Annotated in this window: 16 protein-coding genes; 8 read left to right on the top strand and 8 right to left on the bottom strand. The window is 59.5% G+C overall.

The window, feature by feature from the left end:
* Positions 1-27 precede the first annotated feature (27 nt).
* The 3 genes from rpsA to IEX40_RS01025 form a co-directional block, all read right to left on the bottom strand.
* Complete coding sequence (rpsA, locus tag IEX40_RS01035) at positions 28-1,710, bottom strand: 30S ribosomal protein S1 (protein ID WP_188745254.1); 1,683 nt, start codon at positions 1,708-1,710, stop codon at positions 28-30.
* A gap of 195 nt (positions 1,711-1,905) precedes the next feature.
* Positions 1,906-2,694 (bottom strand): hypothetical protein, encoded by a 789-nt coding sequence (locus tag IEX40_RS01030; RefSeq protein ID WP_188745253.1) that lies wholly within the window; start codon positions 2,692-2,694, stop codon positions 1,906-1,908.
* 6 nt (positions 2,695-2,700) lie between these two features.
* On the bottom strand, positions 2,701-4,782 hold the full coding sequence (locus IEX40_RS01025; RefSeq protein WP_188745252.1) for a carboxy terminal-processing peptidase: 2,082 nt from the start codon (positions 4,780-4,782) through the stop codon (positions 2,701-2,703).
* A 168-nt stretch (positions 4,783-4,950) separates the two neighbouring features.
* Between IEX40_RS01025 and IEX40_RS01020 the strand changes: the two genes are divergently transcribed.
* From IEX40_RS01020 to IEX40_RS01005, 4 genes are all read left to right on the top strand, one after another.
* Positions 4,951-5,511: an FKBP-type peptidyl-prolyl cis-trans isomerase gene (locus IEX40_RS01020; protein WP_188745251.1), complete on the top strand. Its 561-nt coding sequence runs from the start codon at positions 4,951-4,953 to the stop codon at positions 5,509-5,511.
* 1 nt (position 5,512) lies between these two features.
* Positions 5,513-6,802, top strand: coding sequence for a M18 family aminopeptidase (locus IEX40_RS01015; RefSeq protein WP_188745250.1), 1,290 nt, complete (start codon positions 5,513-5,515; stop codon positions 6,800-6,802).
* A gap of 132 nt (positions 6,803-6,934) precedes the next feature.
* The gene (locus IEX40_RS01010) at positions 6,935-8,422 is read left to right on the top strand and encodes a glutamate-cysteine ligase family protein (RefSeq protein ID WP_188745249.1); all 1,488 of its coding nucleotides are present in this window, start codon (positions 6,935-6,937) and stop codon (positions 8,420-8,422) included.
* A complete protein-coding gene (locus IEX40_RS01005; protein ID WP_188745248.1) occupies positions 8,419-9,468 on the top strand; it encodes a M14 family metallopeptidase in 1,050 nt (349 codons plus the stop codon). Before IEX40_RS01010 ends, IEX40_RS01005 begins: the two co-directional genes overlap by 4 nt.
* Positions 9,469-9,488: 20 nt before the next feature.
* Here the strand turns inward: IEX40_RS01005 and IEX40_RS01000 are convergent, their stop codons facing one another.
* From IEX40_RS01000 to IEX40_RS00990, 3 genes are all read right to left on the bottom strand, one after another.
* Positions 9,489-10,541, bottom strand: a complete 1,053-nt coding sequence (locus IEX40_RS01000; protein WP_188745247.1) for an alkene reductase — start codon at positions 10,539-10,541, stop codon at positions 9,489-9,491.
* Between the two features lie 62 nt (positions 10,542-10,603).
* Positions 10,604-10,912, bottom strand: a complete 309-nt coding sequence (locus IEX40_RS00995; protein WP_188745246.1) for an ArsR/SmtB family transcription factor — start codon at positions 10,910-10,912, stop codon at positions 10,604-10,606.
* 156 nt (positions 10,913-11,068) lie between these two features.
* Positions 11,069-13,177 (bottom strand): NosR/NirI family protein, encoded by a 2,109-nt coding sequence (locus tag IEX40_RS00990; protein ID WP_188745245.1) that lies wholly within the window; start codon positions 13,175-13,177, stop codon positions 11,069-11,071.
* Between the two features lie 185 nt (positions 13,178-13,362).
* Between IEX40_RS00990 and IEX40_RS00985 the strand changes: the two genes are divergently transcribed.
* Positions 13,363-14,277, top strand: coding sequence for a bestrophin family protein (locus IEX40_RS00985; protein WP_188745244.1), 915 nt, complete (start codon positions 13,363-13,365; stop codon positions 14,275-14,277).
* A 20-nt stretch (positions 14,278-14,297) separates the two neighbouring features.
* On the opposite strand, the gene IEX40_RS00980 is transcribed toward IEX40_RS00985, so the two are convergent.
* Complete coding sequence (locus IEX40_RS00980; RefSeq protein ID WP_188745243.1) at positions 14,298-15,188, bottom strand: MBL fold metallo-hydrolase; 891 nt, start codon at positions 15,186-15,188, stop codon at positions 14,298-14,300.
* 176 nt (positions 15,189-15,364) lie between these two features.
* Here IEX40_RS00980 and cysQ point away from each other — a divergent pair, with 176 nt between their 5' ends.
* The gene (gene cysQ, locus IEX40_RS00975; protein ID WP_188745242.1) at positions 15,365-16,168 is read left to right on the top strand and encodes a 3'(2'),5'-bisphosphate nucleotidase CysQ; all 804 of its coding nucleotides are present in this window, start codon (positions 15,365-15,367) and stop codon (positions 16,166-16,168) included.
* 6 nt (positions 16,169-16,174) lie between these two features.
* Here cysQ and metE read toward each other — a convergent pair whose 3' ends face one another.
* Positions 16,175-18,436, bottom strand: a complete 2,262-nt coding sequence (gene metE, locus IEX40_RS00970; RefSeq protein WP_188745241.1) for a 5-methyltetrahydropteroyltriglutamate--homocysteine S-methyltransferase — start codon at positions 18,434-18,436, stop codon at positions 16,175-16,177.
* Positions 18,437-18,952: 516 nt separating this feature from the next.
* Here metE and IEX40_RS00965 point away from each other — a divergent pair.
* Both IEX40_RS00965 and IEX40_RS00960 read left to right on the top strand, forming a co-directional pair.
* The gene (locus tag IEX40_RS00965) at positions 18,953-20,422 is read left to right on the top strand and encodes a NarK family nitrate/nitrite MFS transporter (protein WP_188745240.1); all 1,470 of its coding nucleotides are present in this window, start codon (positions 18,953-18,955) and stop codon (positions 20,420-20,422) included.
* Between the two features lie 82 nt (positions 20,423-20,504).
* Complete coding sequence (locus tag IEX40_RS00960; RefSeq protein WP_188745239.1) at positions 20,505-22,223, top strand: bifunctional protein-serine/threonine kinase/phosphatase; 1,719 nt, start codon at positions 20,505-20,507, stop codon at positions 22,221-22,223.
* The last annotated feature ends 309 nt before the right edge of the window (positions 22,224-22,532 follow it).

The following is a 22,532-nucleotide window of genomic DNA, read 5'->3' as shown; positions in this document are numbered from 1 at the left end:
GCTCTTTTTTATTGCCTGATGAAAGACTTAGTCTTTCTGGCTAGCCATCTGCTGCTTGATCAGGTCACCGATAGTGGTCGGACCGGCCACTTCGACTTCCTGGTTGCGAACAGCGTTCAGGGCTTCTTTCTCTTCAGCCTGGTCTTTAGCTTTGATCGACAGGTTGATCGCACGGTTGCGACGGTCAACACCGGTGATCTTGGCTTCAACCATTTCGCCTACAGACAGAACGGTGCTTGCATCTTCAACGCGCTCAGAGGAGATCTCAGACACTTTCAGGATGCCTTCGATGCCTTCGCCCAGATCGATGATAGCCGCTTTGGCATCAACGCTCTTGACCGGAGCGGTTACGATAGTGCCCTTCTGGTTGGTTGCCAGGTACTCGCTGAACGGATCGCTTGCCAGTTGCTTGACGCCCAGAGAGATGCGCTCTTTCTCTGCGTCGATAGACAGGATGACCGCTTCAACTTCGTCGCCCTTCTTGAACTGACGCAGAGCGGCTTCGCCGTCGGTGTCCCAAGAGATGTCGGACATGTGTACCAGACCGTCGAGGTCGTTATCCAGACCAACGAAGATACCGAAGTCGGTGATGGTCTTGATGGTACCGCTGACACGATCACCGGCAGCGTACTGCTCGGAGAAGCCAACCCACGGGTTCTGGGTGCACTGCTTGATACCCAGGGAGATGCGGCGACGCTCTTCGTCCACGTCCAGGATCATCACTTCTACCTCGTCGCCGATCTGAACGATCTTGGACGGGTGGATGTTCTTGTTGGTCCAGGACATTTCGGAAACGTGTACCAGGCCTTCGACGCCGTCTTCGATAGAAGCGAAGCAGCCGTAGTCGGTCAGGTTGGTAACGCGTGCAGCAACCTTGGCACCAGCCGGGTAGCGAGCCTTGATGTCATCCCACGGATCGGAAGACAGCTGCTTCAGACCCAGAGAGATACGGCCGCTGTCCTTGTCGAACTTGATGATTTTGACAGTGATCTCGTCGCCCGGAGTCAGCATTTCGCTCGGGTGAGAGATACGCTTCCACGCCATATCGGTGATATGCAGCAGGCCGTCGACGCCGCCCAGGTCGATGAACGCACCGTAGTTGGTGAGGTTCTTGACGTAACCCTTGGCAACCTGACCCTCTTCCAGGGTGGCGAGCAGCTCATCGCGCTGAGCGCTGTTGGCTTCCTGCAGCACGGCGCGGCGGGAAACAACGATGTTGTTGCGCTTCGGATCCAGCTTGATCAGCTTGAACTCCAGCTCTTTGCCTTCCAGGTGATCAACGTCGCGGATCGGGCGAACGTCAACCAGAGAACCCGGCAGGAAGCCCTGGATGTTGTTGATGCTGACTGTGAAGCCGCCTTTGACCTTGCCAGAGATGTAACCCTTGACGGTCTCTTCAGCTTCAAACTTAGTCTGCAGAATCTCCCATGCTTCAGCACGCTTGGCTTTCTCACGGGACAGACGGGTTTCACCGAAGCCATCTTCAACCGCTTCCAGCGCAACCTTAACGGTGTCGCCGATAGAGATTTCGAGTTCGTTGGCATCGTTGACGAACTGTGAACGGGGGATGACGGCTTCAGACTTGAGGCCAGCGTTCACGGTAACCCAGTCGCTGTCGATATCGACAACTTCACCCATGACCAGGGTGCCCGGAGTCATCGCTACGTTTTGGAGGGATTCTTCAAACAGTTCAGCAAAGCTTTCGCTCATGAAAATGTCCTATGCTTTGTGCCGCTTTCGCCGATTATGGGCTTGGCAGCTATCCAGCCTGTATCGTCAGCTATACAGGGTCGGTTATCGATAACACCCTCATACCACCGCGCTGACGTAGGTGGCACGCAAGTGATAAAGTGGCAAGATTATACAGAGGTGGCTTTGCCATGAACAGCGAACATGGATGAAAAATCATCCGCCGCGAGCACTGAGGCTGGCATTCAGCTGTTCACGCAATGGCTTTTGGCATGGCGGGAGGACGGTGTTGAGGTCTGCCGACAGGGCCGACGGTAATCTCGTTGTTTCCGGTTGTTCAAGCCACCTGGCGATGCTGCGCACCTCAGCGGCTGAGTTGGCGGCGATCTCGACCGCATTACCGATACAAAAGGCGTAATTGATCAGCTCATGTTCTACCAGGCGTTTACGCGTCGGTTCATCGAGCAACATCCGGTTGGCGTCGACAAAACGACGGTATTCGGTCAGCGCCGCTCCTGACATCATGTTGATCCAAAAATCACTGAAACGTTTGGCTTCCGGCAGCGCGCGCAAGCCGGCTTCCAGTTCTCCGCGCGTGCGGGCGAGCTCCTGCTCCAACGTCTCGGGTGCAAACTGTTCATTGACCGCTTTGTAGTGCTCCAGATCGGCGATCTGTTGCTTCAGCTGCTCCACCACCTGCTGCAGTGCTTCATTGTCTTTCAGCAGCCGCTCCTTGTCCTTCATCAAACCATGGATCACCTTTTCGACCGGGGTCAGGTCGTCCTCGGCAAAGGTGGCCGGCAGCTGTTTCTGACCGAGTACACCGGTGGATTCCGTGTAGGGGTTGGCAGGCATGATCTCGAAGCCGAACTTCTGCAGTATGTCCCGGTTCTCGTCATGCTGAGCCCGTAGCGCATGCCAGCCAAAATAGCCGCCTGTGCCGAGCAGGAGGAGCAGGATCGGCACCGCGAACAGCGCTACAAATAACGGCTTCGAGATCTTCATGCCTGATTAGCGTTCCAGTCGACTCTGGGCGGTGGCCTGGGGGCTCGCCAGATTGATCATGTCGAGCATAATGTGAGCGCTTTCGTTGAGCAGTGCTTCCGCTTCCGGGTTGATTGTCCGGCCCTGCTCATCCTTGGGCAGTGTCTGCTCCAGCTCGGCCAGGGATTCTACTTTGTCCAGACCTTTGCCTCGGCGTCGACGGTTCTCACTGTCCAGCACCCAGGACTCCGCTTTTTCACGCTCCTCTTTCAGGGTGTTTTCGTTGAGCGATACGCGGTCGCTCCTTTTTTCTTTCAGGCGTTCGATCTGCTCGTTCATGAACAGGAAATCGGGGTCGCTATCCGTACGCTGATGGTGCATCTGGCTCAGTGTCGGCAGTAACTCAGTCAACGAGGGGAAACGACCATAACGCACCGGACGTACCTTATCCCAGGGCAGAGCAGAGTCGAGCGAGCTTTCGCCGATCTCGTTCTCGTCGTACAGGGTCGGGAACTGAATGTCCGGGTTGACCCCCTTGTGCTGGGTGCTTTCGCCGGAGATGCGGTAAAACTTGGAGTGTGTCATCTTGATTTGACCGTGATCGATCTCCTGCACCACCTGCACCGTACCCTTGCCGAAGGTGCGGCTACCGACGACCAGGCCGCGCTGGTAATCCTGAATCGCACCGGCGAAGATCTCGGAGGCCGACGCGCTGAGTCGGTTGACGATGACCGTCAGCGGGCCATTCCAGGCAACCTCAGGGTTGAAGTCTCCCAATATGTCGACCCGTCCATCCGGATCCCGAATCTGGACGGTTGGGCCGCGGCTGATGAACAGGCCCACCAGTTCGTTTGCTTCGCGCAATGAGCCGCCGCCATTGTCGCGCAGATCGATGATCAGCCCTTCGACCTGCTGTGTTTTCAGCTCGTCTATCAGGGCGTGTACGTCACGGGTGGTGCTTTTGTAGTTCGGGTCGCCACTCTGCAGCGCCTGGAAATCGATATAGAACGCCGGGATGCTGATGACACCGATTTTATGCGTTCTGCCGTTCTGCTCTATCTGCAGAACCCGGCTCTTGGCGGCCTGCTCCTCGAGCTTGACCTTCGAGCGCACCAGGCGAACGGTTTTACGCATGGTCTGGTCGGCGGCGTCGGACGGGATGATCTGCAGGCGCACCACGGTATCCTTGGGGCCCCGAATCAGCTGCACCACGTCATCCAGGCGCCAGCCAACCACGTCCTCAAACTCACCCTCGTCGCCTTGCGCAACGCCGACGATCAGATCGGCTGGCTTTAGCTGGCCGCTTTTCTCCGCGGGGCCAGCCGGTACCAGGCTGACGATCTTGGTCATCTCATCCTGACCCTGGAGTACCGCGCCTATGCCCTCCAGCGACAGGCTCATGGTGATGCGGAAACTCTCGGCGCTGATCGGCGAGTAGTACTGGGTGTGGGGGTCGAACTCGGCCGTCAGCGAGTTGACATAGGTCTGGAACACATCTTCGCTCTTGGTCTGTTCCGCGCGCTGCTTCTGCGAGCGGTAGCGCTTGAGCAGGATCTCACGCGCCTCTGCCACGCTCTTGTCGGCGAGCTTGAGGCTGAGCAGTGCGTTCTTGACCCGTCGACGCCAGAGGTCGTTCATCTCTTCGGTCGATTCGATCCAGGGTGCCTCTTTGCGGTCCAGGTCGATCGATTCATCGAGGGTGAAATCATACTCCACCGATTCATCTTCGAGCCTGGCGATAATGTAATCCAAGCGCTCCAGGTTGCGCTGTTCGAAGCGGTTAAAGATGGTGTAGGCCGCACTCAACTCGCCATTCTTGATCTGATCGTCGAGACTGGTGCGCCACTTTTCGAATTCGGCCACATCCGCGGCATAAAAATAGCTGTGGCTGGGATCCAGCGTGTCGAGATAACGGTCGAACAGTGCGCTGGAGAGCTGATCGTTGATGTCAACGCGGTTGTAGTGGCCCCTTTGCAGCGTCTCGACCACATCGAGCAGTGTCTGCTTGTAGATCGGTTCCGGGTCCAGTCGTGCCTGCGCAGGCAGGGAGATGAAGAGCGCAAACAGCAACGCCGGAAAAAAGGGGGTGAGCTTGAAACGATGTGTCATCGCAGGGAGAGGCTCCAAGTCGTTCAATTTGATAACTCAGACATGCAGAGCGATTGTCGAGTTCCGCCCGACATCACCTGTTAAGGATAGACGTGGCAGGCTTCCGAGTGTAGTCAGCCGGATAACTAATGTAAAATCAGTACTCTTTGTTCGTTTCAAGAGGTTGGGATGAAACCGCTGAGCCGTCGAAATCTACTTTGTTGTGCCTTGGGCTTGGGTGCGGCCGTTCTTCTAAGTGCCTGTGGCGAGGATCCAGAGGAGGCGCGTTTTCGACAGGAGTTGCTGGATAAGGCGCTCAACGATGAAACGCGCCGCGCCGGCGATGCGTTTCTGGCCAAAAATGCCGAGCAGGCCGATGTCGTAGTCAAGCCCTCCGGGCTGCAATACAGGGTGATTCGCCAGGGGCAGGGCCCCCAGCCAGGGCCGCGGGACGTGGTTGTGGTGCACTACGAAGGGAAGCGCATCGATGGCGAGGTGTTCGACAGCTCCTACCAGCGCGGCAAGCCTGCCCGTTTCCCGTTGAATCAGGTGATCAGGGGCTGGAGCGAAGGGCTCATGGATATGCGGGTCGGGGGGGAGCGAGTGCTTTATCTGCCGGCCGATCTGGCCTACGGTGCGCGCAGTCCGTCGGTGATGATTCCTGCCAACTCGGCGCTGATCTTCAGGGTCGAACTGCTCGAGGTAGAGCTGGCGGGCGCAGCTGCGAGCAAGCCAGCGACAGGAGAGTAAAATGGCGCAAAGCGAATTCAACCGCGAACTGATCGAGTTTCTTGATGCATCGCCGACCCCCTGGCATGCCGTCTCCTCTCTGGCTATACGCCTGCAGGCGGCGGGCTTTGCAGAGCTCCACGAGAGTCAGAGGTGGTTACCGGAGCCCGGCAAAGGCTATTTTATCCGCCGCAACGGCTCGTCGATCATAGCCTGGCGTCAGCCAATAGGTACCGATGTCGCCGACACCGGCTGGCGCCTGGTCGGCGCTCATACCGACTCCCCGTGTCTCAGGGTCAAGCCGCAGCCGGAGCTTATCCGCAAAGGCTACTTCCAGCTCGGCATCGAGGTTTACGGTGGCGTGTTGCTCAATCCCTGGTTCGATCGCGATCTGTCGCTGGCCGGACGGGTCAGCTGGCGTGATGACGCAGGGCAGCTGCACAGCTCGCTGATCGATTTCGAACGCCCGGTGGCGATCATTCCGAGTCTGGCGATTCACCTCGACCGTGAAGCCAACTCCAGTCGGAGCATCAATGCCCAGACCTTCCTGCCGGCGGTCATGGGGCAGGCGAAACAGAAACCGGACTTCCGTGAGCTACTGCGCGAGCACCTGATCAACACAGGTATCGAAGGTGTCAGCCGGGTGCTCGATTACGAACTCTGTTTCTATGATGCCCAGGGTGCCTCGGAACTGGGGCTGAACCGCGAGTTCATAGCGTCCGCTAGGCTCGATAACCTGCTCAGTTGCTTTATCGGCCTGAAAGCCCTGATCGATGCCGACGCCGGCCCCGGACAGGTACTGGTGTGCAACGATCATGAGGAGGTGGGTAGCATGAGTGCCTCGGGCGCGCAGGGACCGATGCTGAAACAGTGGCTCGAGCGGGTGATGCCGGATGCCGATTCACGCAACCGGGCACTGGCGGCGTCGATGCTGATCTCAGCGGATAACGCCCATGGTGTCCATCCTAACTTCGCCGATCGGCATGATGACAACCACGGACCGCTGATCAATGCAGGACCGGTTATCAAGACCAACGCCAACCAGCGTTATGCCAGTAATAGCGAAACCAGTGCGCTGTTCCGCCATCTTGCCGAGGAGCAGGGGGTGCCGGTACAGAGCTTCGTGGTCCGCACCGATATGGCCTGCGGCAGCACCATCGGTCCGATCACCGCCGCCGAGTTGGGGGTACGAACCCTGGATATCGGTGTGCCGCAGTTCGCCATGCACTCGATCCGCGAGCTGGCAGGCAGCGGGGACGCCCAGGCACTATACCGGGTGCTGGTGCCGTTTCTGGAGCGGGAGCGCGTATAGTATGCGCCGGGATGGGGTGCTCCCATCCCGGCTCTGCGAAGCCGATCCGGCTCCTCCTCTTATTGATCTTCCCCGGTTGAGAACTGGCCGCGATGTGCCATTCTGAATGCAAAGGTTTTTGCAGGTGCTTCCATGGGACGAGCTATCGAAGACGCCGATTTCTCGGCCAGATCCATTCAGCAGTTTCAGCAACGGCTGGATGCGGATCTGGAAGCGCTGGCCGCCGTTCTGAAACGGCCGGGTTTTGGCAGGGGGGCGCGGACCTTTGGTGCCGAGCTGGAGCTCTACATTGTCAACGGCCAGGGGCGTCCGGTCGGGCGTAACGCCGAGATCCAGGAAAAGGTGGATGATCCGCAGGTCACGCTTGAGCTGAACCGGTACAACCTCGAATACAACCTGACGCCGGTGCGGCTGAAGGGCCGGCCCTTCTCCTCCACCGAGACACAGATTTCCGATGCCATAGGGCGTTTGAGCGAGGTGGCGCAGGAGTACGGCGCGGTGGTGGTGCCGATCGGGATATTACCGACGTTGAAGCGGCGGGATTTCGGGCCGAGCAATATGACCGACCTGAAACGCTATCACTGCCTGACCGAGCGCCTGGCTAACCTGCGCGGCAAGCTGTTTTCGATCAAGATCAACGGTGAAGAGCCGGTCGAGCTGCGCTCGCGGGATCTGACCCTGGAGGGGGCAAATACCTCCCTGCAGCTGCACTACCGCGTCGAACCCTCGGCCTATGCACGTACCTTCAACGCAGTCCAGATGGCCACGCCACTGGTGCTCGGTATTGCATGTAATTCGCCGTTCATGATCGGCCGGAGACTCTGGCATGAGACACGGATCCCGCTGTTCAAACATGCAATCGACGGCTACACCCGGGACCTGCGCGATGCGCACCTGCCATCAAGGGTCGATTTCGGCAACGGCTGGGTGCGCGAAGGGGTCTACGAGCTGTTTGCCGAAAACGTCTATCTGCATCCGCCGCTGCTGCCGATCTGCAGCGATGAAAATCCGGAGCGAGTGATCAAGTCCGGTGAGGTGCCTGAGCTGTTCGAGCTGAAGTTGCATCAGGGCACCGTCTGGCCCTGGAACCGGGCGATCTATGACTCCTGCGGCAAGGGGCACCTGAGGATAGAGCTAAGGGCGTTGCCGGCGGGCCCCAGCGCCTGCGATATGATGGCCAACGCAGCCTTGTTGATCGGTTTGACCGAGGGCCTGGCGCCACAGATGGAAAGGTTGATACCGGCGATGCCCTACCAGACACTTGTGTACAACTTCTATCGTGCAGCGCAGCTGGGGATGGGGGCGAAGCTGCTCTGGCCGAGGGAGGATGGCGGCGGATTCGACGAGCTGACGCCCGTCGAGCTGGTGCGCCGGTTGTTGCCACTGGCCGAAACTGGCCTGTCGGCCATCGGTATCGATGCCGAGGAGAGCAAGTACTACCTTGACCTGATTCGCGAGCGACTGGAGGCAGGCACCAACGGTGCCGGTTGGCAGCTGCGCCAGTTTGCGCGCCTGCATCGAAACATGCCCCGTCATCTGGCACTGAGTAAGTTGATGCGCGAGTATATGGAAAACAGTCGGCATAACCTGCCGATCGCACAGTGGAAGGATATAGAGTGACAATAGCGAGCGATCCAGTCAGAGTGCTGGAGGCCTCCGCCACCAGCATCTGGGGCGATACAGAGGTGGAGTTCCTGAATCGCCTGGGTGGCGCTACGCTGATTTTGATCCCGGGACGCGATCCTGGGCGAACCCGTGCCCTGTGTACACTGCTGCACGGGAATGAGCCTTCCGGTACCCGCGCGCTGTTCCGCTTCCTCAAAGAGGGGCATCAGCCGCAGGTCAATCTGGCCTGTTTCGTTCCGGCGGTTGAGACCGCCATGCATGAGCAACTTTTCCTGCACCGCTATATGCCGGGGGAGCGGGATATGAACCGCTGCTTCCGCCCGCCATTCAATGATCGGCCAGGCGCCATCGCCGAGCGGATTCTACAACTGCTGGCGGAGCATAGACCTGAGTGTGTGATCGATATCCACAACACCTCGGGAGCTGGCCCTGCCTTTGGTGTGGTGACCTACGAAGACCGTCAGCACGAGGCGCTGGTCTCGCTGTTTACCGAGCACCTGGTGGTCAACGATCTGCGGCTGGGGGCACTGATGGAACTCAGCCGTCCCGACTGTCCGATCATCACCATCGAGACTGGCGGCGCCGGTGATCCGCGCTCGGACCGTATAGCCTATGAGGGTCTGCTGCGTTACGCCAGCATGGATAAGGTGCTGGATTTACCGCCGGGCCAGCATCTGGAGCTGTACCACAATCCGGCACGGCTAGAGTTTACGGATGGCGCGACGCTGGCCTACGACACCCGGCCGGTACCGGGTGTGGATCTGACCGTACCGCCCGATCTGGAACGGTACAACTTCGGCACTGCACCAGCCGGTACGTTCATCGGTTGGCTGGACGGATGCGAAAGCCGTGCCCGGATCAGTGCTCGAGATGGAGCGGGTGTGGAGCGTCTGGACGACTGGTTCCAAGTCCGCGAGGGGCGGCTGGAAACCACCCAGCCGCTGAAGCTGTTCATGATCACCCATCGCAAGGATATCGCCCTGAGCGATTGTCTGCTCTACGCGGCGCCCGAAACCGAGCACCGCTCCATCAACAGCTGACCGGACTAAGATCTAGTCAATCAGGCCAGTGCCGGATAGCTGGTGTAGCCTTCGGCCGTCGATGCATAGAACGTCGCCGGGTCAGGGGCATTAAGGTCAGCGCCCTGTTTGAAGCGAAGGCTCAGGTCCGGATTGGCGATGTAGGGCACGCCGAAGGCGATTGCATCGGCATTGCCGGCATCCACCCACTGGTTGCCCGATTCCAGTGTGAAGCCTTCGTTGGCGATATAGACGCCGCCGAACAGCCGCTTCAGTTCCGGACCAAGGCTGTCCTCACGAACTTTTTCGCGGGCGCAGATAAAGGCGATACCGCGCTTGCCCAGCTCCCGTGCCACATAGGAGAAGGCGTTGCGCAGGTCGGAGTCCGACATGTCGTGGGCATCGGCCCGCGGTGAGAGGTGCACGCCGACGCGGTCCGCACCCCAGACATCGATTACCGCATCGGTTACCTCAAGCAGCAGGCGGGCACGGTTCTCGATCGGGCCACCATAGGCATCGGTGCGCTTGTTGCTGCCGTCGAGCAGGAACTGCTCCAGCAGGTAGCCGTTGGCGCCGTGGATCTCGACACCGTCGAAGCCCGCTTCCTTAGCGTTTTCCGCGCCCCGGCGGTAAGCCTCGATAATGCCTGGGATCTCGTCGATCTCCAGAGCCCGAGGCGTAACATACTCTTTCTGCGGACGCACCAGACTGACATGGCCTGCCGGGCGCACCGCGCTGGGGGCCACCGGCAGCGCGCCATCCAGATACAGCGGGTCGGAGATGCGGCCGACATGCCAGAGCTGCAGCACGATGCGACCGCCCTTGGCGTGTACGCAGTCGGTAACCTGTTTCCAGCCCGCTACCTGCTCCTCGGACCAGATCCCCGGCGTGTCGGGATAGCCTACCCCCATCGGGGTAACCGCGGTCGCTTCGGAGATGATCAGACCCGCATTGGCACGCTGGCGATAGTACTCGACCATCAGCTTGCCCGGTACCCGGCCCGATTCGGCCCGGCAGCGGGTCAGCGGTGCCATGATGATGCGGTTGGGCAGCTCGAGCGCACCCACTTTCAACGGTTGGAAAAGTGTACTCATCTAACGCCTCCTTGGACGATGTTGGATTCGGGGCCCCCGCTCTCCAGCACCGCCGCCAGAGGTCAAAGGCTGGTGCTGATAGCGTCCAGAAACGCCCGGATATTTGCTTCGTTGCGCTTGTAGTAGATCCACTGACCGATCTTCTGCGTTTCCACGAGTCCTGCCCGGTGCAAGGTCGCCAGATGGGCCGATGTCGTGGATTGAGACAGTCCTGTCTTTTTGTCGATCATGCCGGCACACACGCCCGCTTCGAAGGGGGTGGGTTGCTCGGCAAACCAGCGCTCGGGTTCCTTTAACCATGCCAGTATCTGCCGTCTGACCGGGTGGGCCAGCGCCTTGATAACGGCATCGAGTTCAATGTTGTCTGTCATTTTTTGTATATCGTGTATTTGCGAAATATATATCGTAAAAGTTCGATATACAAGTTTTCGCTGTATGTTTTTTGATCCGTGTTGATCGAATCGGCCCGATGGGAAGAAGGTATCACATGTGGGCGACTCGCGCTGAGTCGCCACCTCAAATGAGGATCAAGAGGCTTTGGCGATTAGCTGTGAGGGTTTACGTTTGCCTTTTCGCTCGTTGATCAGCGGCACGCATTGGTGATTGTCGCGGTAGATCACCTCGCACTCATAGCACTGGATACACTCACGGTAGTTGATCTTGCCCGAGGGCGCTATGGCACGGATACCGCAGCGGTGGGTGCAGAGTTGGCAGGGGCTGCCGCATTCGGCACGGCGGGGCAGCCAGCGAAACAGATGGAAGTGGCCGAGCACGGCGAACGCGGCGCCCAGCGGGCAGAGGTAGCGGCAGAAGAACTTGTGCACGAACAGCCCGGCCAGCAGCAGCGCCCCGGTGTAGATCACAAACGGCCATTCGCGCACGAAGCCCATGGTGATCGCGGTCTTGAACGGCTCCACCTCGGCACCGCGCTCGGCGGCGCTGAGCGAGTAGAAGCTGACGACGACCAGGCCAGCCAGAATCACGTATTTCAGGCCCCAGACACGGCGATGGATGTGCCAGGGTATGCGCTTCTGGCGAATCTTCAGCCGGGTGGCCAGCTCCGCCACCATCTCCTGAAGCACACCGAACGGACAGAGCCAGCCGCAGAAGTAGCCGCGCCCCCAGAGGAGCAGTGTCAGCAATACATAGCACCAGAGAATGGCAATTACCGGGTCGATCAGCAGAATCGATCCGCTCACCTTGCCGCTGACCACCTGCAGGATGGTGAACAGGTTGGTGATCGACAGTTGACCCTGGGTGATATAGCCGATGAAGACCAGGGTGTAGAGCAGATAGCCCCAGCGGATCAGACGAAAGCGCCGGGCATCGGCGGTGACCCAGCGGTGACCCAGAATGATCGCGGTGAGCAGTGTCAGGCCTAGCAGCAGTGCGGCGATCTTGCCCGCGCGTTGCTGCCAGATCTGCAGCCAGAGCGGGGTGTTATCCACCGTCTCCTGCTCGCTGATGATGAAGAAACGCTCCGGCAGCAGGTAGTCGGCGGCAAAGGTGCGGATAGTGTCCGGCCGCAGATAGCCCTGCTCGCGACTGACCACTAGCTTCAGCGTCCAGGGCGAGGCGGGGTCGAAGCCGGCGCTGCTCTTGATCCGAAACAGCCTTACCTCATCGAAATAGGGCAGGTCCGCCGGCAGTTGCGGCTCCACCGCGCTGTAGAAATCCAGATCACGCAGCTCGATCTGGATCCCGTTCTGCTCCAGCGCCAGCCGGTCCGGCGGCGTTCCTCGCACGAAACTGTCGCCGAGTATGGAGTAGGGGCCGGTATTCAGCACCGCGATGGCATGCTCCCCCGGCTCCAGCTTCTGCTCGATCAGGCGGGTGTAGTGCTCGTCGCCGAGCAGGTAGCGGCCGATGGTCGGGGCATTCAGGTAGGTGAAATACAGCTCAACAAAGCTGTCACCAGTGTCTGGCTCAGCGGCGGGCTGGTTGGCGAACGCACTGTCCACCTTTGCCTCGCTCAGTTTCAGCTCCCGCGCCCACTGCTCGTTGACCAGACGGGACCAGTTGGCCGGCTCCTGTAGATCGGCGCGCACCTGAGCCGGGGTTCTGCGATGGGGAATCAACCCGAGCTGCTGTGCGGCCTGAACCGCCGACAGCATCACGCTCTCGTTGAGTACGATGGCCGATGCGGTGGCCTTGGTGATGCCGTCGATGTAGACATTGCTGCCGCTGGCTTTGTTGCGCACCGCGGCACTGGTGATCTTGATGGTCTGACGCAGGTCCAGCCCGGGATACTGCTCGGTAAAGCGATGCATCGGCTCGGGTCCCAATCCGTGCAGGAAGATCGGTTCATGATGTTCCAATACCCTGACGCCACGGTAGATGCCATCTCGATCGATACCGATCAGCAGCTGGTAGGGCGCGCCGGAGAAGCCGGGCAGCTGCACATAGTCGCCGGATAGAAAGGCGTAGCCGATCAACTCGGTCACTTGATAGACGGGCCAGACCGGCGGATCGCTCAGCTGGGGCTTTATCTCGGTAGCCTGGGGAAAGATCTGTTTGATCAATGCCGGCATATCCTGCTCATCGGCCAGGGGCTCAGCCTGACTTACGCCAGTAGCCAGCCAGAGCGGCATCAGCAGTAGCAGCAGGTGCGACCAGCGCTGAAACAGGGCTTGCATGCCGGTGTCCTCGAATCCAATTCTATTATTCTTATCCTGACCAGAGTGTCAGATCTGTTTTGGGCTGGCTAAGGGTCAATGGGCGTAAATGACCTACTACTTTGGGCGGGCGTTTCCCTGCTCGGGCATTGCAGCCGGCGAAGGGAAGGGGCTATGCTGAGGCGTTTTCCGGATGGATTTTTGCCGTGATTGTGCGTGAAAAGCCGGGGTTTCTGGCGCTGTTCTTCGTTTATCAGGGATCGATCGCTCCCCGCGTGCTGCCGCAGATACTGCTGATCGCCTTGCTGTCGGCACTGCTGGTATGGGTTCACGACCAGTATCCCCAGCTGTTCCCCGAGTTGAGCACCTCCTCCTTTGCCTTTATCGGTATCGCGCTGTCGCTTTACCTGGGGTTTCGCAACAACGCCTGCTACGAGCGTTGGTGGGAAGGCCGCCGGCTATGGGGGCAGCTGCTGATTCAGGCACGCAGCCTGTTGCGCATGAGTCTGGCCTACCGTGGCGAGGAGAGCGAGCGGCACAAGCGGATGGCGCGACGGCTGGTTGCCTTCGCCGGTTGTCTGCGCGACCAGCTGCGCGACATTGACCCGATGCCCGGACTGCAGGAGTGGCTCAGCGATGCTGAATGCTGGCAGCTGGAACGCGCGGTCAACCGCCCCGAGCGGATACTGCAGATGATAGGCGAACAGGTGGCCGTAGAGGTTAAAACCGGCGGCTTCGATTCGGTCACGGCACGCAATTTTGAGCAGTGTCTGAACGCCCTGAGCGAGGTGGTTGCCGGCTGCGAGCGGCTCACCAATACCCCGCTACCCTTTGCCTATATGCTGCTGGTTCACCGCACCAGTTATATCTACTGCCTGCTGCTGCCCTTCGGTCTGGTCGCCAGCAGCGGCATGATTACTCCGCTGCTGACGGCCATCGTCGCCTATGCGTTTTTTGGCCTCGACGAGCTGAGCCAGCAGTTGGAGCAGCCCTTCGGCGCCGGCGACAACGGTCTGCCGCTGGACGCGATCACACTGACCCTGGAGCGTGAGTGCCGGCAGGCGTTGGGCGAGCAGCATCTACCTGCAGCGCCCAGTGCCCGGGATTATCGTCTGAGCTGAGGTCGATTTTGACCTCAGATCTAGGCCTGTATATCCGCGACCGCATCGCTGGTATCGACGACGGAGAAGCGACCGCGTTCATCTCGATGTACCCGGCCGAGCGCCGTATCGGGATCGTGGGTAAACACCAGGCGGCCGTTGTCTTTGTAAAGGCGTTCCAGCACCGCGCGCTTCTCATCGATCAGCTGCTCCGGGAAACGGTCGTAGCCCATGGTAATCGGCAGATGGACCCAGGGGGCGCCCGGGATCAGGTCACCGGCGAACAGCACCGGACCATCCGGCATCGGTATCTCCGGCAGCAGCTGACCCGGGGTGTGGCCGGAACTGGTATGCAAGGTGTAGTCCGTGCCCAGCGTCTTGGAGCCTTCCCCCACTTGCACCAGCTCCAGGCGGCCTGATTCGGCCAGGGCTTGGATCAGCTCCGGTATATAGGAAGCGCGGTCGCGGGCATGGGGATCGTTGGCTCGCTGCCACTGCACTTCGCTGACGACGAAGCTGGCGTTGGGGAAGAGCAGCCGGGGTTCCCGGTCCGGCAGCCAGGCTGAGAGCAGGCCGCCAGCGTGATCGAAATGCAGATGGGTCAGCAGTACGACGTCGATATCCTCGTGGCCAAGGCCCCGGTTGGCGAGGCTCTCCAGCAGACGGTGGTCCGACTCCTGAATGCCGAAGCGCTCTTTCATCTCTGGACTGAAGAAGGCGCCGACGCCGGCCTCGATCAGAATATTGCGCTGTAGATGGTCGCCGTCATACTCCTGTACCAACAGGGCGCGGCAGCCAAGGCGGATGCGGTTTTGCTCGTCCGGTTTGCACCAACGCTGCCACATCGCTTTTGGGGCGTTGCCGAACATGGCGCCGCCGTCGAGCATCTGGCTGTTTCCGCTCAAGGATGTAAGGCGTCTTGTTATTATCATCGAGCTCTCCTCATTAACGGCCACAAAGTCTACAGACTCGTTACTGGGCTGTGGATGCTGCGAAAGCAGGCCTTGAATCCTGCTTCGGATTATTGTTGTGGTCAATAAATGACCAGCAATAAAGGCTGGGGTTCAGTTTCGTATACTGAAAACCGAACGATAACGGACAGAGATCAATGAGTGGATGGATTAAGACGCAGCTGCTGGAACAGGTGGCGAATATCGCCCGCGAAGCCGGTGAGGCGATCATGCAGGTTTACGCACGTGATTTCGCTGTCAGTTACAAGGCGGATGAGTCGCCGCTGACTGAGGCGGACCAGGCGGCGCACCACGTTATCGTCAAGCGCCTGGCGGCTTTGGAGCCAAGGCTGCCGATTCTCTCCGAGGAGGATGTCGAGAGTTTTCCCGGTGCCGACGGGGAGGGGCGTTTTTGGCTGGTCGATCCGCTGGACGGTACCAAGGAGTTTATCAAGCGCAATGATGACTTCAGCGTCAATATTGCGCTTGTAGAGCAGGGGGAGCCTGTGCTCGGCGTGGTCTTTGCGCCGGTTGCCGACATCCTGTGGCAGGGCGCACGAGGCTTGGGTGCACAGCGGATCGACCAATGCGGCGAACGCGCTATCCGGGTACGAGAGCATCGGCCTGGCCAACCCTGGCGGTTGCTGTGCAGCCGCTCCCATCCAAGCCCCGGGCTGGATGCTTGGATCGAGAAGCTCGAGCGGCACGATGCGGTAGAGCTTGAGTCGGTTGGCAGTTCATTGAAGTTCTGCCGTATTGCCGAGGGCACGGCCGATATCTACCCTCGGCTGGGACCGACCTCGCTCTGGGACACTGCCGCCGCCCACGCCGTACTGAACGAGGCGGGCGGGGCGGTGATCCGGTTCGATGGCGAACCGCTCTGTTACTCAGATACCACTTGCCTGATCAACCCCTGGTTTATCGCCCAGGGCAGGGGCGAGCTCGACTGGACCGGGTTCTGATCGGTCTCAACCAAGGCGGTGGCGCAGTCGGCGCGCCGCCTCGACCAGTCGCTCCAGTGCCGGTAATACCTCCTGCCACTGGCGGGTTTTCAGGCCACAATCCGGGTTGACCCAGAGGCGCTCGACCGGGATGCGTTGTGCCGCCTTCTCGATCAGTTCCTCCATCTGCTCTACGCTCGGTATGTTGGGGCTGTGGATGTCGTAGACCCCTGGGCCGATCTCGTTGGGGTAGGCGAACGCTTCGAACGCATCCAGCAGCTGCATGTTGGAGCGGCTGGTTTCGATGGTGATCACGTCGGCATCCATTGCCGCCACCGCCTGAATAATATCGTTGAACTGGGAGTAGCACATGTGGGTGTGGATCTGGCAGTCATCACCGACGCCGGAGGCGCTCAGGCGAAACGCTTCGGTGGCCCAGTCCAGATAGGCGTGCCAGTCGCAGCGACGCAGCGGCAAGCCCTCGCGTATGGCCGGTTCGTCGATCTGGATCGCCGGAATACCCGCCCGCTCCAGGTCACACACCTCATCGCGCAGCGCCAGTGCGATCTGGCGGCAGGTGTCGGCACGTGGTTGATCATCACGCACGAACGCCCACTGCAACAGGGTCACCGGACCGGTCAGCATCCCTTTCATCGGCTTGCGGGTGAGTGATTGGGCGTATTGCGACCAGTTGACCGTCATCGCCCGTGGGCGCTGCACATCGCCGAAGATCACCGGCGGCTTTACGCAACGGGAGCCGTAGGACTGTACCCAGCCGTTGGCGGTGGTCAGGTAGCCTTCCAGCTGTTCGCCGAAGTACTCCACCATGTCATTGCGCTCGGCTTCACCGTGCACCAGAAGATCGAGTCCAACTGCCTCCTGCTGTTTGACGCAATGCTGGATCTCGCCTTTCATTCTCTGTTCGTATTCATCCAGGCTGATCTCGCCCCTGCGCAGTGCCGCACGCGCTGTGCGTATCTCGGTTGTCTGCGGGAAGGAACCGATACTGGTGGTTGGCAGCAGCGGCAATGCCAGGCGCTCCCGCTGCAGTTGGGCGCGCAGTGGATAGGGTGTGGCGCGGCGGTGGTCGGCAAGGGTAATCGCCTGCAAACGCCCGACGACCTCTGGTTTATGTATCCGCGACGACCGGCGACGTCCCAGAACCGCCTCGGCATTGCTGGCCAGAGCCTCCTGACCCTGGCCTTCAAGCCCGAGCGCGAGCACTCTCAGTTCAACCAGCTTCTGGTTGGCGAAGGCGAACCAGCTACGCTGTTCGGTATCCAGTTGGCGTTCCCGATCCAGATCTACCGGTACATGCAGCAGCGAACAGGAGGTAGCGAGCCAGAGACGCTCGCCCAGCGCGCGCTGCAGTGGTCGGAGCGACTCCAGTGCCGAGTTGAGGTCGGTTTTCCAGATGTTGCGACCGTCGACGATACCCACCGACAACTGTTGGTCCTTACCGATTCGTTTGGCAGCCTGGATGTATTCCTGGCCACCACGAACCGCATCGAAATGGTAACCGTCAACCGGCAGGCTTAGGCAGAGGTCCAGGTTGTCGCGCAGATCGCCGAAGTAGGTGGTCAGCATCAACCTGACATCGACGGCTCCGAGATCGGCATAGGCGGTACGCAGTGCCTGCTGCCAGGGCAGCTCGAGATCCAGTGCCAGAATAGGCTCATCGATCTGTATCCACTCGACCTGTTGCGCCGCCAACTGCTGCAACAGAGCGATGTATTGCTCCACCAGCCGGGGCAGCAGGGCTAGCCTGTTCTCGCCTCGGGACAGCCATAGCAGCGTGACCGGACCGATCAGCACCGGCTTGGGGCTGAAGCCCAGGGCGCGTGCTTCGGCGATCTCGGCAAGCAGCTTCTCCGGTTGCAGGGAAAGCCGGCGAGTGTCGCTCAGTTCCGGGACCAGGTAGTGGTAATTGGTGTCGAACCACTTGGTCATCTCCAGCGGCCGCACGGGGTTGCCGCTTGGTGCCTGGCCTCTGGCCATGCGGAAGTAGTTGTCCAGGTCGTTGGCTGCACTGCCCTGTTGAATGCGCTCAGGCAGCATACCGAACATCCAGGCGTGATCGAGCACCTGATCATAGAGGGAAAAGTCGTTAACGGTTACAAAGTCCAGTCCTGCATCCTGTTGCAGTTGCCAGTGGCGATGGCGCAGCGTAGCTGCGACCTGAAGCAGCTCGTCCGCGTCGATCTCGCTTCGCCAGTAGCGCTCCAACGCAAACTTCAGTTCGCGCTTGGCGCCAATACGGGGGAAGCCGAGTATATGCAATCCTGCCATGGTGTCCTCTTTTGGTGCGTTGGTTGATTTGGGTGCATTATGGGTGGGAATCTGCATTAGTTAAATTGATAAAGATTTTAAAAATGTTGAATAAAATTAATACATGGCTGTTCTCGCACTATAAGTAAGTACTGTTTTGACCGGTTTGCACCAGTGAAGGGCGTACAATCCTGTTTGATGCACGTTGATGGCATGATGCTTGCTTGATATAAGTGCGTAAGCATCTCGCAGAACGGCCGCCGGCTGAGAGGTAAAGCTCGGTTAGTGACAAGAAGATGCTGAAAAAACAACGCGTAGGACCGCGATCGTCGGGCTGCAATGAAGTGGCCTGTCCGATCAAAGCGAGAAAGGGTTGCACTCAGATAGGGCGAGGGAACCCCAGGCGCGTCGCAAGATGAAGCACAATTTTTGAGCAAAGGCGCTCACGAGTGGCCCCCTGTTAAAAATGGAAGGTCGCTTGTGGGCGCCTTTTGTTTTTGACGACTTTTGTTTTTGAAGACAGAGGCCCCATCGACGATGAGCGAGCAAAGCAAACTTAACCTGCTTTCCTTTACCGGAAAGACCAAGATCCTGCACCTGAGCTGGATCGCGTTTTTCATCACCTTCGTGGTGTGGTTCAACCATGCCCCCATGCTGGCCGCAATCGGTAGTTCTCTGGGGCTGGACAGCGCCCAGGTCAAAACCCTGCTGATCCTGAACGTGGCGCTGACCATCCCCGCCCGTGTACTGATCGGCATGCTGACCGACAAATACGGTCCGCGGCTGATCTATGCTGCGCTGCTGTTCCTGTGCAGCATCCCCTGTTTTCTGTTTGCCCTGGCTGATGACTTTGCCCAGGCCGCAATCGCGCGCTTTCTGCTGGGCTTCATCGGTGCCGGTTTCGTCATCGGTATCCGCATGGTCAGCGAATGGTTCCCGGCCAACGAACTGGGTACCGCCGAAGGGATCTACGGTGGTTGGGGTAACTTCGGTTCCGCCGCGGGTGCGATGACGCTGCCGACCCTGGCTCTGCTGTTTGGTGGTGAGGATGGCTGGCGTTACGCCGTCGGCCTGACCGGTCTGATGAGCCTGGCGTTCAGCTTTGTCTGGTACAAGAATGTCAGCGACACGCCGAAGGGTTCCACCTACTTCCGTCCGAAGAAGAATGGTGGCATGGAGGTGACCAGTAAGGGTGACTTCGTCTTTATGCTGGCGATGAAAATCCCGATGTATGCGACCCTGGCACTGCTGGCATGGAAACTCTCTCCGGCGGGCGTGAAGATGCTGTCGGACACCGCAGTTAACCTGATCTATATCGCGCTGGTAGTGATCTTTGTCTACGACTGCTACAGCGCCTGGAAGGTTAACCACGAGATCTTCGTTAAGCCGGTGCCGGAGATGCATCGTTACAAGTTCAAGCAGGTGGCGGTGCTGAATGTGCTTTACTTCGCCACCTTCGGCTCCGAGCTTGCCGTGGTCTCCATGCTGCCGCTGTTCTTTGCTGAAACCTTCGAGCTGGATCCGGTCTATGCAGGTCTGCTGGCCTCCGGTTACGCCTTCATGAACCTGATGTCCCGTCCTGGCGGCGGCTGGATCAGCGATCGCTTCGGCCGCAAGCGTACGCTGCTGATCCTGACCGCGGGACTGGCCGGAGGTTATGCGCTGATGGCAATGACCAACTCCAGCTGGCCGGTTGCCCTGGCGGTGATCACGGCGATGGCCTGCTCCTTCTTCGTCCAGGCCGGTGAGGGCGCCGTATTCGCCGTGGTACCGCTGATCAAGCGTCGTCTCACCGGGCAGATCGCCGGTATGACCGGGGCCTACGGTAACGTGGGTGCCGTGGTTTACCTGACCGTGCTCTCCTTTGTCAGCTACCAGATCTTCTTCAGCGTGATCGCAGCCACTGCCGTGCTCGGCTTTATCGTGCTGCTGTTCATGGAGGAGCCGCAGGGCCATATGGCCGAGGTGAATGAGGATGGCAGCGTCGAGCTGATCAAAGTAACCTGAGTCCGGCACAACTAAGATAGACGCAGATGGGTTCGCTTGAATCGATCTGCGTCTTGTTCCATCACTGGCCGGGGAAGGGCGAATGAGCAAACGACTGCAGGTACGCTTTGGCGGCTGTTCCGAGGCCGGACGCAAGGCGGTCAATCAGGATGCCTTCGCAGCTCATCTGGCTACCGGCAGTGGCGCCGAGCTCAAGGGCGCGGCTGCGGCCATCGCCGACGGCGTCAGCAGTTGCGCCGATTCCCATATCGCCAGCCAGACCGCCGTTACCTCCTTTCTTGAAGACTATTTCAGTACGCCGCAGAGCTGGAGTGTGCGTAAATCGGTCTCGCGGGTACTGACCAGCCTCAATGGCTGGATTTATCAACAGAACGCCAATCGCCATGGTTACGGCGACAGCCTGCTGACCACCTTCTCCTCGGTGGTGATCAAATCCCATACCCTGCACTGTTTCCACGCCGGCGACTCGCGTATCTACCACTGGCGCGACGGCATGCTGGAGCAGTTGACCCAGGACCATCTGCGCATCGAACGCGGCAAGGGCTATCTTGCGCGGGCGCTGGGGGCCGACCGTCATCTGGAGGTGGATTACGTCACCCATGAGTTGGCAGTGGGTGACCTGCTGATGCTGAGCACCGACGGGGTGCATGAGGTGCTGCCGGCCGCCAGGTTACGAGAGCTGCTAAAGGGCGCTGGCGACAACCTTGAGGCTGTGGCACGACGGATAGTGGCCGAAGCGCTGGAGGCCGGCAGCGAGGACAATGTCACCGTGCTGCTGGTGGCGATCGATGCCCTGCCGCAGGAAACCCTGGATGAAACCCATCGCCGCCTGACCGCACTGCCGATTCCGCCGGTGATGGAGGTGGGCAACCGCATCGACGGTTACGAGGTGCTGGAGGTGATCTTCAGCGGTACCCGCAGCCATATGTACCGGGTTCGCGATCAGGAGAGCGGTGAGCAATTTACGCTGAAGGCGCCGTCGCAGAACTTCGCCGAGGACGCACTCTACCTGGACGGTTTCGTGCGCGAAGAGTGGGTTGGTCAATGCATCGACCATCCCAATGTGATGAAAACCTTCAAGCCGGCCCGCGAAAAGCGCTTTCTCTACTATCTGGGTGAGTATATCGAGGGGATCAACCTGCGTGAGTGGATGCACGATCACCCGCAGCCGCCGCTGGATGAGGTGCGCCGTATCCTGCGCCAGGCGGTGCAGGGACTGCGCGCCTTCCAGCGCGCCGATATGGTGCATCAGGACCTGAAGCCGGAAAACATCATGCTCGACCGGGAGGGGAGGGTGAAACTCCTCGACTTCGGTACCGTGCTGATCGCCGGCACCGATGAGCTGATCTCGCCGCTGGACAAGTCGGTGCCCCAGGGCAGCATTAATTATGTGGCGCCGGAGTATCTGGTCGGAGAGCCGGGTAGCTTCCGCTCCGACCTGTTCTCGCTGGCGGTGATCGCTTATGAGATGCTGACCGGGGAGCTGCCCTACAAGGAGCCCTCTGTAAAACAGGTGCAGCTGAAGAACTACGCGGTGCTCGACTATATACCGGCGCTGCAGCACCGGCGTGATCTGCCGCTTTGGCTCGAGGGCTGCCTGCGCAAGGCGCTACAGCCCAACCCCCGTTATCGCTACGAGGCGCTGTCGGAGTTCCTGCAGGATTTCACCGTGCCCAATACCCAGTTGGAAGCGCGCATCCGCCATCAGCCGTTGGTAGAGCGCAATCCGCTGTTGCTGTGGAAACTGATCAGCCTGGGTCTGTTGCTGCTGAATCTGTATCAGTGGCTGGGTCTGGACTAAGCCCATCGGCCCCGAGTTTGAGCACCATAATGAGGCCCGATCACCAACTTGGTGCGATCTTTCTAGTGCATAAGTCGGGAATGGATCTCCTAACTCTTTGTAAATAATAAAGATACGAAATTGGCACATGTTGTGCTTTAAGAATCTGCATAACCGGGCCTAGCCCGGAACAGAACAGAATGAACAAAGGCGTTCATCGATCAGTTTCCTGAACTTCAGGGTGCTGATGGGTGAGCGCCTTTTTTCGTTTCCGGGGTTCGTAAAGCGTTTCCAAAAGCTTCGCAAAAAAACCGAAGAAGTCTGTCAACG

It is taken from the genome of Marinobacterium zhoushanense (genome assembly GCF_014641945.1).
Classification (GTDB): domain Bacteria; phylum Pseudomonadota; class Gammaproteobacteria; order Pseudomonadales; family Balneatricaceae; genus Marinobacterium_D; species Marinobacterium_D zhoushanense.
The sequence above is the reverse complement of the archived record's forward strand: the minus strand, read 5'-3'. Positions and strand labels throughout refer to the sequence as shown.

Bases quoted from the DNA above. Each gene is read 5' to 3' on its own strand.
- rpsA (WP_188745254.1), bottom strand. From the start codon at position 1,710: ATGAGCGAAAGCTTTGCTGAACTGTTTGAAGAATCCCTCCAAAACGTA.
- IEX40_RS01030 (WP_188745253.1), bottom strand. From the start codon at position 2,694: ATGAAGATCTCGAAGCCGTTATTTGTAGCGCTGTTCGCGGTGCCGATC.
- IEX40_RS01025 (WP_188745252.1), bottom strand. From the start codon at position 4,782: ATGACACATCGTTTCAAGCTCACCCCCTTTTTTCCGGCGTTGCTGTTT.
- IEX40_RS01020 (WP_188745251.1), top strand. From the start codon at position 4,951: ATGAAACCGCTGAGCCGTCGAAATCTACTTTGTTGTGCCTTGGGCTTG.
- IEX40_RS01015 (WP_188745250.1), top strand. From the start codon at position 5,513: ATGGCGCAAAGCGAATTCAACCGCGAACTGATCGAGTTTCTTGATGCA.
- IEX40_RS01010 (WP_188745249.1), top strand. From the start codon at position 6,935: ATGGGACGAGCTATCGAAGACGCCGATTTCTCGGCCAGATCCATTCAG.
- IEX40_RS01000 (WP_188745247.1), bottom strand. From the start codon at position 10,541: ATGAGTACACTTTTCCAACCGTTGAAAGTGGGTGCGCTCGAGCTGCCC.
- IEX40_RS00995 (WP_188745246.1), bottom strand. From the start codon at position 10,912: ATGACAGACAACATTGAACTCGATGCCGTTATCAAGGCGCTGGCCCAC.
- IEX40_RS00990 (WP_188745245.1), bottom strand. From the start codon at position 13,177: ATGCAAGCCCTGTTTCAGCGCTGGTCGCACCTGCTGCTACTGCTGATG.
- IEX40_RS00980 (WP_188745243.1), bottom strand. From the start codon at position 15,188: ATGATAATAACAAGACGCCTTACATCCTTGAGCGGAAACAGCCAGATG.
- cysQ (WP_188745242.1), top strand. From the start codon at position 15,365: ATGAGTGGATGGATTAAGACGCAGCTGCTGGAACAGGTGGCGAATATC.
- metE (WP_188745241.1), bottom strand. From the start codon at position 18,436: ATGGCAGGATTGCATATACTCGGCTTCCCCCGTATTGGCGCCAAGCGC.
- IEX40_RS00965 (WP_188745240.1), top strand. From the start codon at position 18,953: ATGAGCGAGCAAAGCAAACTTAACCTGCTTTCCTTTACCGGAAAGACC.
- IEX40_RS00960 (WP_188745239.1), top strand. From the start codon at position 20,505: ATGAGCAAACGACTGCAGGTACGCTTTGGCGGCTGTTCCGAGGCCGGA.